Raw genomic sequence first — 12,447 nt, 5'->3', positions numbered from 1 at the left:
ATAAAGAGTAACATTCATATTCCCCGTATGATATGTTGCTCTTTATTGCATTTTAGGCATTTTTAAACTCATGCATCATTTCAATTTATACTAATATTTAATCTTATTTTCTTTCTCTTACTAAATCTCCTTTGTATTCTATTGAATAAAAAAAGACACCTGCATTTTTGCAAGTGCCTATATAAACATTATTTTATAATTATCTTACTTCAAAATATTTTTTAAAGAACTACAGTCGCAGGTACTGTAATAGCAACTGTTCCTGCAGGTGGAATGTCGCCAACATTAACTACAATATTTGAAGCACTTGAACTCGAATCAACTATCCCCTGAGTAGTTGTTATTCCACTAGGCATAAATTGAATATGATTTGGAGCACTATCATTAATTACTACTGCTTTTGCTGTTTTTGAACCTGTATTAGTAACTACTATAGTGTACGTAAAAGTATCACCTAGCCATACAGATTTCACACTCGCTGTTTTCACAGCACTTAATGTAGTATCAGGTACCCCATTAAATATAATCGAAACATCACCGCCAGCATTATTAGTATTATCACCTTTTGCATATGCAATATTAACTATGGCACTTGCTCCTGTGGTAGTCCCTCCATTATTACCACTGTTATTTGCAATTACCTTTACAGTACATGATGCACTTAAATTACTTCCATCAGTTGTAGTTGCTGTTATTGTTGCTGTTCCTGCACCTACTGTTGTTACTTTGCCTGTTGAATCTACTGTTGCTACTGAAGGATCACTTGATGTCCATGTTACCCCTACTGCTGCTGGAGTTGTTGTTGCTGTTAATTGCTCTGAATCTCCAGTTGTTAAATCCATTGAAGCTTTATCTAATGATATTGACTCATTAGAATCTACTAAATAACCATCTGCATCTATATCTATTGCATCTATATTGAAATGGGCATTATTGACTCTATTTGTTATTGTGATTTCATGTACTGCTGAGGATAAACCGTCTATTTCAAATACTAATGCTTCACTTACTAGAAGTGCATTACTTTGGTGATAATTATACATTACTCCATCTATGTTAACATCTATAGAAAAAGAAGTATCATTATTCATTATTGATATAATTCGTAATTTAGTGCCATAGAACTTAAATCCACAGTAATCATTTAACGTTGTAGTATAAGTCTCTGCTCCACCATACCTAGCAGAACTGTTGTATTTTGACCATCCACTACCTCCATATTTAATTCTACTATCACTATCATCATATCTTTTCCATCCAACTTCAGGTAATTTTAATTGATATCCAACCTTAGCACTATTTGCAGCAGTATTATTTAAATTACTAGTTCCAATTACTCCCCCATCATCTGCAAAAGCACTAATACAAAATCCTAACGATAATATCAATGTCATTACAAACATAATTCCAAATTTTTTAAAATATTTATTCATTTTCATATTCTCCTCTACTAAGTAAATTGAGAACGCGTTCTATTATTATATTAAACTTTTATACAATTAATTGCTTATAAAGTTTCTATACTATTCTTATAGTTTTCTTATATTTTTTCATTGCTAAAAAGGCACCATATTAAATTATCAAATGTTCTTTAAATCTGTGCAAAAGTACATTCGCATTTTGTTATAAGTAATGCTATAATATTACCAATAACTACAAAATCAAACATTATATTCTTAGGAGTGATTATATGAAAGTTGCTATTTACTCAAGAAAATCTAAATACTCAGAAAAAGGTGATTCTATTGGTAATCAAATTCAAATGTGTAAAGACTATATAGAAAATCTATATAGAAATAAAAAAATTGAATAATCAATTTACGAAGATGAAGGTTTCAGTGGTAAGAATACTGATAGACCTGAATTTCAAAAATTATTAAATGATATAAGGAAACAACAGTTTGATATTTTAGTATGCTTTAGATTAGATCGTATATCACGTAATGTTGCAGACTTCTCCTCTACTCTTTAGGAACTTCAATCTTATGGAGTTGATTTTGTAAGTATCAAAGAGCAGTTTGATATAACTAGTCCAATGGGACGAGCTATGATATATATAGCTTCTGTATTTGATCAACTTGAAAGAGAAACAATTGCAGAACGTGTAAGAGACAATATGATAGAACTTGCTAAAATGGCTACTGGTTAGGTGGAGCTCCTCCATTAGGATATTCAAGAGTAAGAGAAACATATAGAGATGAAGATGGAAATGAAAAAGGAATCTCATATTTAGTGCAAGTTCCTGAAGAAATAGAATTAATAAAACAAGTCTTTAATATATATTTAGAAGTCGGATCTATACATCAAACCTTTAAATATTTAATGAAAAATAACATTAATCTACCTAATGGACACTACTTTGCTCATAGCTCTCTGCGTAATATTTTGACAAATCCTATCTATGTAAAGAGTTCAGAAAATGCTCTTAAAATTCTTGAAGATAAAGGTATAAATGCTTATGGCACCCCTGATAAAATTCACGGGATACTAGTCTATAATAAAAGATCTTATAATCTCATTAAAGATGACAAAAAGACAACTCCATTTAAGGATAAATGTGAATGGATTGCTGCAGTAAGTAAAAGATGCAAAGGATTTATTGATTCTGACATATGGGCAAAAGCTCAGCAACAAATTAATAACAATAAATCATTAGCTCCCAATCTTGGTAAAACCAATAAAGCTATTGTTGCTAGTAAAATAAAATGTAAATATTGTGGAAGTACTATGGGATTAGTGCAAGGTCATAAATATGAGTAAACTGGACTTATTGATAAATTAGCTGTAGCTGATGATCTGATAGATGTTTTTATAAATAGAATTAGAATACTTAAAACTGAAATTGCTGAATTAGAAGAAAGCTTAAAATCAATAGATGAAATTATAGAAAATAATTCTCCTGAACTTTATGATATTGAATTTATAAATGCAGTATTGGATAAATGTACAAATATAAAAAATGAAACAATTGAGAATAAAAGAAGGATTATAAACTTCTTAATCAAAGAAATAACATATGACAATGATACTAAAATCCTAGAAATATATACTATTGGTTCAAGAGGAAGTAAAAAAAAGCTTTAAATGCTTCTTAAAAGAGGTCTTAACTGATCCCCTTTTGTTGCACTTTTATACACGTACCATCTGGAACACGTATTCCATCAATTTTAGTTAACTCTCCAAGATTAGCCCCCTTTCCACCTAGTACTTAAAGTTTTGATTTATCAATTTCCTTGAAGCTTAACACATATAAGCTCATACATATTCCTCCTTATAAAAATTGTTTCTAAGCAGATTAATACACTCCTCAAATTCCTTAAAAAAATCGTCGTAATTAACTTCTGTTTTATTTGATAATTGATTCATATATCCATCAGTAAGCCAGCCAAGCATTTTCATAACCAGCTTTGGATCAATACCTTCTTTAAATTTCGAATAATCCATTCCATCAAAAGCAATTTTGTCTCTAAAACCTTCACCATTTGCTATAATATCTTTTATATCTTCCTTTACTTCTTCATCACTTTAAAAATACATACTCATTAAAAATACTGGCATCCCTGGATATTTCTTCATAATTGCAATTTCTATATTTGATGAAAGCTTAATTCTTTCAAAAAAATCAGTGACCGTATAATCAAACTTTTAGTTAACTTCCTTCATCATTATATTTCACATAAATCAATTAAATAAAAATACAATGCTTTTTTTGTACCAAAGTAGTGAAGTACCATTGCTTTTGAAATTTCAGCTGCAGCAGCAATATGGCTTACTGAGGTTTTTTTATAACCATTGGCGCCAAAAGATTTAAGTGCAGCGTCTATAATTTTCTTTCAATATCTATCCACTAAATTCATATAATCCTTAGAGAATTCAATACCTGATGAAGTGCAAGTATCATTAAAAATTATACAATTTCTTTTTTTATCATAAAGCATTACCTTTAAATTTCCATGAAGAGTTTCACTTGCTATAGGTATCATACTGCCATTGCAAGGTGCGTATAACTTCATAAAATCTTCTTCTTTATAAGATCCTTCAATTTTAAGAGAATACTTTTTATTATAAGTTTCTAAAATAATTTTTTCATTTTCACAATTAATTAAGAGATTACTTCTATTTATTGTTGTAAATTTATAAAATCTGCCTTTTACATATAATCCTATTAAAAAACCTGTAAAACTTTTGAGTTTAAAGGGAAGTGGTACATGTCCTATAGAGCATGTAACTGCTCCATCTCCATTTTCAAAAGAATTTCCCTGCGCCCAAATATAAGAATACGGAAAAGCTTCCCCCCAATTTTTTTCAATATATAACTTTCCTCCAGTGAAATCAATGTCTTTACCATTAATGCAAAGTTTCCCTCGTACAATTCCATCATTAGCACAAACCTGACTATAACACTGCATAAAACCTAAATAATTATAGAGCCCCATGCTGCCAGGATTAATAATGCTATCTGGCCATTTTATAATATTGTCAAAATGTAGTGTTCCAAATATCTTTTCATTCTGCTGGCTAATATTTAAATTAATTGCATTAATTGAAAAAGAACTTTCTCCTACATTTAAATTAAATTCAGATTTACTTGCTTTAAACTCATCTTTCATAAATCTTAAATATTTAAAATTGTTTTCATTTCCTTTAAGTATTTGAATGAAGCTATGTGAAAATCCTTTTTTATTTGAAATAAATAAACCTGGAATAAAGCAATACGTATTACCTGTATATGGCTGCACAATCTTGAAATACCAGCCTTCAAAAAAATTCAATTTTTTATTCTTTCCATGATAAATATCAGGATTTATAATAGCTTTAAACACAAGAACACCTCTTTATTTAATTTATAGCGCTATAATAGCTTATAATGCCATATACTATTCTTTAATGTAACAGGTGTTATTATACATTTTTTTAAATATTTAAATTTTTATTGAAACATATTTTTAACTTTTCTTAGCTATTTTAAAATATAATATTAAATTTCGTTAAAGAAAAAACAGCCAATAAATAGATTAGCTGTTTTTCCTTTGGAACTTAATAAATATTTAAAATCAAATGTTATAGATTATTTTTTTACTTCTTGTTTTCCAGTTACAGAAGACGTACTATCCATATTAAATCCAGACTTAGCCGCATCGTCTTTAAAATAGACATTTCCGTCAATCTTAGCGTCAATTAACTTAAAATCATTAGTGTCAACATATAAATCACCTTTAAAGGTTCCATGTTCAATACTAGCTTGTGGACTCTCAATAGTTAATTTTGGTGCTGTTAAAGTAAATCTATTTGTAATATTACGATTGTCATCTTGAGTATAAAGAGCTAACTTTCTTTGTAAAAGTTCTTTTCCCGAATCATCCTTCTTGCCATTCTTGAATTCACCTTCCAACACTAAATCCTTATCTAATGTCATGTCTTTCGTAATAGCGATGATCCACTTTCCATCTTTGCTTATAGCTTTAGTGAACACATCTGGATCACTTGTTACTGATGCCGATGCAGTAGCATCAGCTTTTGGTGCAGGTGCTTGTGCAGGTGCTGATTGTTTAGAACCGCATCCAACTAATAATCCGGCAACCATAACGGAAGCCAATAATAATGCTTTAATTTTCATGAGTATTCCCCCTATTTTTTAATTTATTATAATATAATTGAGGAAATTTCATAATTAAGTTACTTATGAGTTTTTATCAATATATATTTCATATTATTTAGTTAATTATAATATATATTGCATATTAACTTTACTAATTTGAATTATGAACAATTCTCAATTAATATGACTAAATACCTTAATATTGAAATTTATCATTATAATTATAAACACTAGATATTTTTGAATATATTAAAATTGAACCTCCTTTATTGGCATTCAATTCTATTCCTTATTTAATAAAATCTTATTAATAACTTTTTAGTTGTTTTTAATAAAATATTTCTGCTTTCACCGTCTGGAAGAGTATTAATTAAATTAAAAGCTCTATTAGTATATTTTTCAGCTAATGCCCTAGACTTTTCAATTCCTTTAAGCTCTTTTACTATGCCTGAAATAGCCTTAAGATCATTTTCTTCAAAGTAATCTTTATTAAGAATAGAAGATAAATCAGAATTTTTTTTCTCAAGAGCATATATTATCGGCAAAGTATAAATGCCTTGTTTTATGTCATTACCAATAGTTTTGCCTACTACTACTTCATTTCCAGTATAATCTAAAATATCATCAATTATTTGAAAAGCCATTCCTATATTATGTCCAATATTAGAAAGCTTTTTGCATAGCCTGCTGTCACACTTGCTTTCTACCGCACCACTATAGAAGCTTAATGCAAAAAGCTCTGCAGTCTTTGCTGATATTCTCTTTAAGTATTTTCTTACAGATACTTTTGTGTTGTACTTAGAGGCGAATTGTTCTATTTCTCCTAAGCATATTCTGGACATTGAATTTGAGTCTATGTTGATATTTTTTAAAGTAGAATTTTCAGATAAGATTTTAAAACATCTGCAAAATAAAAAGTCTCCTATGTATACAGCATAATCCTTCCCATATTTAGACTGAATGGTTTCAATTCCTCTTCTGAGCTTTGAATCATCTACTATATCATCATGAACTAAAGTAGCCATATGGAGCATTTCAAGCACAGCTGCCAAAGGATAAACCTCTTCTTCATTAAATTCACCAAATCTTGCTGCGATAATTAAAAATGCAGGTCTAAGGAGTTTACCTCCCGAATTTATTAAATCTAAAATTGCATCTTCAACAAACTTTTCCCTGCACTTAATGTTTTTCTTCATTATTTTAATAACTTCTTCTAAGTCATTTTTTACAACTGGACATTCATTCCAAAATTTATCCATGTGATCACCCTTTATCGTCAAATAGTTTAGTAGTTGTATTTAATATATTCAAATGATTTACAATGTATCTGGAAGTCAGCCCTACAAAAAAACCCGTGCCTATTCCTTACATTGTTAAAATCGGAATATATAAACTTACATTTACATTTTGAACTATCAATGCAGCTATAGTAATTTGCCCTATGTTATGAAACACAGCTCCTGCACTACTAACACCTATTATGCTTACCTTATCTCTACCTACTCTCTTTATTAATGCCATTACAATAAAGCTAAATAACGCTCCGGCAATGCTATATAATAGGCTGGATATGCTTCCACCAAGCACTGATGAAAGCAACAGCCTGACTATGATAACCATGAAAGTTTCTATTTCACCAAATAAATAGAGTGATACAACAGTCACAATATTAGCTAGTCCAAGTTTTGCCCCTGGAGTTATAAATGGCACTGGTATCATGGATTCAATTATATGAAGCACCAATCCTTGTGATACAAGCAAGGATAAGAATACCATCTTTCTTGTTTTTGTCATTTAATTCACCTTAAAAGGATACCTCATCCGTCTCCTGTTTTCCTTCACCCGTTATTTTTACAACTAACTTATGGGGCAAACATATTATAGATTCCCCTAGTTTGCTTATAGCATGAGCCTTTACACATATCTGATCTGGACAGTCTGCATCAATAATTTTTACTTGTCCTTTATCTATTTTAATAACATTTTCCCCCAGCTCATTATCAATAGTAAAGGATATCTCCTCTGAATTTTTATTTAAAGGAAGTTTTTTATATAACTTTCCCTCTGAATATACTTCTACATATAAATTGTTATACTTATTATCATTTATAATAAATGTAACTCCTTCGGGAATTAATGATATTATAATTAATACAACTATTATAACTACATCCCATTTCTTCATTATTACTTCTTTTTTGTAGTATATTTTTAAAGACTAGCTGAGGTTTCATTCTTATATAATGGTTTTTGTTTACCAAGCCACAAGCTTCCTAAATATTTACCCAACCAAGGCATTACATAATAATCAAGTCCAAAAGATCTTCCTGCGCCAGCCATAAGGGCTATTGCACCAAAGAAATACCAAAGTACATCATATCCAGCCATTGCTGATAATACAAAATTTACAGCTAAAAAGGCTGATGCTGCACTTGCAAGCCAAGTAAATAGTCCAGCAAGAAGGCATAAGCCTATACCTATTTCTGCACATACAACAATTCTTTGGAACCAAACAGCAATTTCAGGATTTGGCATTAAAATCTTCATAATTGCCTGGAAGAATCCTGGCGCACTGCTTAATATAGGTGCAGGAGTAGCGGCCGCAGTAGTTGCCGTAGTAGTGGTTGCTTCTACAGATGCACTAGCTGTACCATCTGCAGCAATGTGTAACCAATCAAAAGGCATTTTAATATTTCCACTTAAAAACCAGCTATCTGTTCCAATTCCATCAGTTATTTTATGAAGTCCTGAAGCTTTTGCAAAAGTATCTTCTCCAATTAGCTTCTTCACTCCTTCTAGTACCCACATTGAACCAAGGTATAATCTAAAAGGAACTAGCCATATTGATGGAGATTTAGCAGCTAAATGCCCTCCCATTATAGAACGTCTTTCCTTAACATTAAAGAATTCATCTAATAGGTATCTAACAGTTGTATAAAATCCACCAATACTAAATAAATATAGTAAATTAATTAAATGCTTAAGCGCTCCTGCAAAAAATCCTGTAAGTTTTATTCCAGCTGCATCAGCTACAGCATAGCGACTACCGATTGAAACCATGAAACCTTGATAATTTGATTTATGTGCTTTCTTATCAGTTCCTTCAATATCAGCTATAATGTTATTTGCTGCAGTTCCAGCAGTTTGAAGCGCAGCTTCGACTATTTGAGGTAACCCCTTTCCTTTTTCGTCTAAGAAAGCTGCATCACCAATAACATAAACATTTTCTTTATCTATTGATTGCATAAATTCATTGGTATTTACTCTTCCTCTATTGTTTAAATCTAGTCCAAAACTCTTAGCAAATGAATTTCCTTGTACTCCGCAAGTCCAAACCAACGTTCTTGTTTCTATTTTTCTTCCATCCTTAAGATTAACTTCATCTGGTGTAACCTGTGTAATGGCGGAATTCGTTAATATCTCAACCTTATGTTTAATCATATATCTTTCTGCTTTTAATGCCAACTTATCATCTAAAATATTAAGAATATTTCCTAATGCTTCTATAACCATTATTTTGATATCATTTTGATCAACGTTATATTTCCTGCAAAGTTTCTTTTTCCACTCAATAAGTTCACCAGTAAGCTCTATGCCTGTAAATCCAGCACCAGCAACTGCGAAAGTAAGCATCGCTTTTCTTTTTTGTTCATTTCTTTCCTTGCTAGCAAGCTTGAACATATTTTCAATGTGATGTCTTATTTTAATTGCATTATCTAGGGACCAAAGCGGGAATCCATTTTCCTCAACTCCTGGTACTCCAAAATATGCTGGCTCGCTACCAGTACCTAAGATTAAATAGTCATATTCATACTCGCTAAATTCTGTAATCAAAACTTGCTTGTTAACATCTACATTTTTCACTTCTTCAGTAATAATGTTTACTTTAGAGCCATAAAATATCTTTCTTAAATCAATTTGTACTGAATCAGGCTCTACTCTTCCACCAGCTACCTCATGTAGTAAGGTCATTAGAGTATGCACTGGATTTCTATCTATTAGGGTAATTTCTACATCGTTGTTTTTCTTGTATTTTTTGCTTAAAATTTTGGCAGCTTGTACACCGCTATAACCTGCTCCTAAAATGATAATATTCTTCTTTGACACTTCATACCACCCCGTATTTCTTTATTCTATTACTGATTAAAATTCTATAATAATATTACTTTCTTAAAGAATTCTTGAAGATTTTTTAAAAGGTTTACAAATAAGAATTTTTTTGAGTGTGTAATACACAAATAATTTATTTAATAACTAACTTGTGGCATAACTTTTCCTTATATATAAAATTAATATATATTATTACTTAATTGTTAAAAATACCTAATTACATTTTATCACAAAATTTAGTTTTATTCATCCGTCTTCGAATATTTTTATAGTATTTTGATTAATATAGTCATGATTCCTAATATAATCACCTGTGTAGCATTTATTAGCACAAAATTCTTTATAGACAGAATAAAATTTTTACTTTTACTTGGTCCTTTTTGAAATATATTAATATTTCTATTTACTATAATCAACGTCAAAAGTATAAATAATGATGCTAACGGAAGCATTTTTAGTGCTACAAGCACTGCTATGTCTGCATAAGCAATATAATATAATAATTTAAAAAGTTTCAGAGCCATTGGCTTTCCTATATAATAAGGCAAAGTAAATCTATCATTTAAGATATCCTCTTCTAAATCACAAATATTATTAGCAAGCATTATATTGGCTATTCCTATTACAGTAGGTATCGCATATAAAAAAATACTTAAAATTTCTAAAACATTAATATTAAAACTTAGAATATTTTTTTGATATGTAAAAGATATTATATTAGTATCATAAATATGAATATATATTGCCAAAAATATAACGATAAATCCCTCAAAAAAACCAGAAAATATTTCTCCAAGCGGCATCCTTGAAATCGGAATCGGGCCAAATGTGTAAAATATGCCTATACCAAAAGAAATAATTCCTAAAAATAATACTACTATATTTGTTCTTAAAGTTAGTACAATTCCGGCTATAGTTGCAATTGTCAAAAATGTAAAAATTATAAGCAAAACTTTAGTTTCATTCATTCCATACTTCTCAATAAAATTATTTTTCATTAGATTATTCTTTTCTTTTTTATCATCAATATAATTATTTATTGCTGTAGTAGCCATTGCAAAAGCCATTACTGAAATAAACATTATTATAAAATTATCTAAATTAAATGACCTATATCTATATATAGCATAAGCTGTTCCTAAAGAAAATGAAATAAAACTCGCTAGCTTAGCCTTTATCTGTACTAATTGAAAAAATTTATTTATGGACAAGTTATCACTTCTTTCGTTAAGTTATGTTTTCTCAAGTTTTAGAAAATCTATTTTAATAAATATATAACTTAATTTGCCATAGTAAAATCAGAACTTAAATCCTCTATGTTAGTGTCCCACTTTGAAGATTTATAAATTTTAAAATCTGTAGTTACTGCCATACATGAAATTCCATCAAGACTATCAATAATCTTAAACCCTTTGTCCACCCCACTTACAAACGTAACTTTTGTAAGAATGTCTGCAAGCATATTACAATCATCTATACTGCTATCAACAATTATCGTATCACTCATAACTCCTGCATCTGCTGGATAGCCATTGAATGGATCTAATATATGATGATATCGCTTTCCATCCTTCATAAAAAATCTCTGATAATCTCCAGATGTAGAAAGTGCACTTTGATTTAGCTTAACTATACCAATATTGCCATCATTTTGTTCCTTTCTTGGATGTTGAATTGCAATTGACCATTGTGTTTTATCTGGTTTTTCTCCAAGTGTATATATGGAACTCCCTCCAAGGTTTATAATTGCACTCTCAACTCCATATTGCTTAAAAACTTTTATAATTTCATCAGCTGTAAACCCCTTAGCAACTCCCCCAAGATCTATAGCCATATCTGGTTTCATAAGCTTAACACTACTATCATTGTCATTAATACTAATATTGTCATATCCTACCAGCGCTAATTTTTCTTTGATTTCTGAATCATCTGGTACTCTTTCATCATCTGTACCAATTCCCCATAGTTGTATGAGTGGACTTACTGTTATATCAAAAGCTCCATTGCTTATCTTAGAGTATTCTACTGAAGTCTTTATAATCTTGAGAATTTCTGGATGTACTTTCACGTATTCCTTTCCCGCTGCTTCGTTAATTTTGCTAACATCACTTGTACTAATTGAACTGCTTGCCATATTTTCAATTTCATCTACTCTATTAAAAGCAGCATCTATAGCTTTATCAGCATTAGGACCATAAGCTGTTAAATGCATAATCGTATCCATTTTAGTAGCATATTTATCAACTTTGTCATCTTTTTTGGAACAAGAAACCGTTGATATGATTAATAATATACTTATTCCAATGGCTAATGCCTTTTTTATCATTTGCTCTCCTCCTAAATATATATGTTAATATTACAACTAAAACTGGCACTATCTGAGCAATATATAGCTAAATTATATTAATATACAAGACTTTATTATGTTGCTCCAATAAAGATTCATTTGGTTTCTATTATACAATATCAAACCATATTAATTCAAATGTTCCAAAAATTGTTTTATTAATATTATATTTGTATTTTTACATTTTTAATAAGAATTTCTTTATTTATGAATAAAAACGTTTTCTTTTAATATTATATCATAAAATTATCCAATTTCTAACCATAAAAATAGAGCCTTAAATTTAGACTCTATTTTTCATTTAAATTCCTTTTAAATCTCAAATTTATTTTTCTAGACCTGTTGTAAAATGAAATTGAACTAATAAAAATATCCATAGTGGATTATTCTG

Annotated in this window: 9 protein-coding genes and 3 pseudogenes; 3 read left to right on the top strand and 9 right to left on the bottom strand. The window is 29.7% G+C overall.

What is annotated here, in order from left to right; genetic code table 11:
* Nucleotides 1-221: 221 nt before the first annotated feature.
* Nucleotides 222-1,433 (bottom strand): Ig-like domain-containing protein, encoded by a 1,212-nt coding sequence (locus tag CLOBL_RS25050; RefSeq protein WP_077861494.1) that lies wholly within the window; start codon nucleotides 1,431-1,433, stop codon nucleotides 222-224.
* Between the two features lie 257 nt (nucleotides 1,434-1,690).
* On the opposite strand from CLOBL_RS25050, the gene CLOBL_RS29065 reads away from it, so the two are divergent.
* The 3 genes and pseudogenes from CLOBL_RS29065 to CLOBL_RS27745 all read left to right on the top strand — a co-directional run bounded on the left by CLOBL_RS29065 (nucleotide 1,691) and on the right by CLOBL_RS27745 (nucleotide 2,760).
* The gene (locus CLOBL_RS29065; RefSeq protein ID WP_278281361.1) at nucleotides 1,691-1,813 is read left to right on the top strand and encodes a hypothetical protein; all 123 of its coding nucleotides are present in this window, start codon (nucleotides 1,691-1,693) and stop codon (nucleotides 1,811-1,813) included.
* A 3-nt stretch (nucleotides 1,814-1,816) separates the two neighbouring features.
* A pseudogene (locus tag CLOBL_RS28750) lies at nucleotides 1,817-2,149 on the top strand (recombinase family protein).
* An 83-nt stretch (nucleotides 2,150-2,232) separates the two neighbouring features.
* The gene (locus CLOBL_RS27745; protein WP_179117835.1) at nucleotides 2,233-2,760 is read left to right on the top strand and encodes a recombinase family protein; all 528 of its coding nucleotides are present in this window, start codon (nucleotides 2,233-2,235) and stop codon (nucleotides 2,758-2,760) included.
* A gap of 495 nt (nucleotides 2,761-3,255) precedes the next feature.
* Here the strand turns inward: CLOBL_RS27745 and CLOBL_RS28740 are convergent.
* The 8 genes and pseudogenes from CLOBL_RS28740 to CLOBL_RS25000 all read right to left on the bottom strand — a co-directional run bounded on the left by CLOBL_RS28740 (nucleotide 3,256) and on the right by CLOBL_RS25000 (nucleotide 12,035).
* Nucleotides 3,256-4,436 (bottom strand): annotated as a pseudogene (locus CLOBL_RS28740) (tocopherol cyclase family protein).
* A 632-nt stretch (nucleotides 4,437-5,068) separates the two neighbouring features.
* Nucleotides 5,069-5,617 carry a hypothetical protein gene (locus tag CLOBL_RS25030; protein WP_077861492.1) on the bottom strand — a complete coding sequence of 183 codons (549 nt, stop codon included), beginning with the start codon at nucleotides 5,615-5,617 and terminating at the stop codon, nucleotides 5,069-5,071.
* Nucleotides 5,618-5,892: 275 nt separating this feature from the next.
* On the bottom strand, nucleotides 5,893-6,858 hold the full coding sequence (locus tag CLOBL_RS25025; RefSeq protein WP_077861491.1) for a polyprenyl synthetase family protein: 966 nt from the start codon (nucleotides 6,856-6,858) through the stop codon (nucleotides 5,893-5,895).
* Nucleotides 6,859-6,967: 109 nt separating this feature from the next.
* A pseudogene (locus tag CLOBL_RS25020) lies at nucleotides 6,968-7,393 on the bottom strand (Gx transporter family protein); the annotation flags it as partial.
* Between the two features lie 10 nt (nucleotides 7,394-7,403).
* A complete protein-coding gene (locus CLOBL_RS25015) occupies nucleotides 7,404-7,784 on the bottom strand; it encodes a NusG domain II-containing protein (RefSeq protein ID WP_077861489.1) in 381 nt (126 codons plus the stop codon).
* A 26-nt stretch (nucleotides 7,785-7,810) separates the two neighbouring features.
* On the bottom strand, nucleotides 7,811-9,706 hold the full coding sequence (locus tag CLOBL_RS25010) for an NAD(P)/FAD-dependent oxidoreductase (RefSeq protein WP_077861488.1): 1,896 nt from the start codon (nucleotides 9,704-9,706) through the stop codon (nucleotides 7,811-7,813).
* Nucleotides 9,707-9,975: 269 nt separating this feature from the next.
* A complete protein-coding gene (locus CLOBL_RS25005; protein WP_077861487.1) occupies nucleotides 9,976-10,920 on the bottom strand; it encodes a 1,4-dihydroxy-2-naphthoate polyprenyltransferase in 945 nt (314 codons plus the stop codon).
* A gap of 68 nt (nucleotides 10,921-10,988) precedes the next feature.
* Nucleotides 10,989-12,035, bottom strand: a complete 1,047-nt coding sequence (locus tag CLOBL_RS25000; protein ID WP_077861486.1) for an FAD:protein FMN transferase — start codon at nucleotides 12,033-12,035, stop codon at nucleotides 10,989-10,991.
* Nucleotides 12,036-12,447: the final 412 nt, after the last annotated feature.

It is taken from the genome of Clostridium sp. BL-8 (assembly GCF_002006495.1).
Classification (GTDB): domain Bacteria; phylum Bacillota; class Clostridia; order Clostridiales; family Clostridiaceae; genus Clostridium.
Note: the sequence above shows the minus strand (reverse complement) of the source record. Positions and strands in the feature narration are given on the sequence as shown.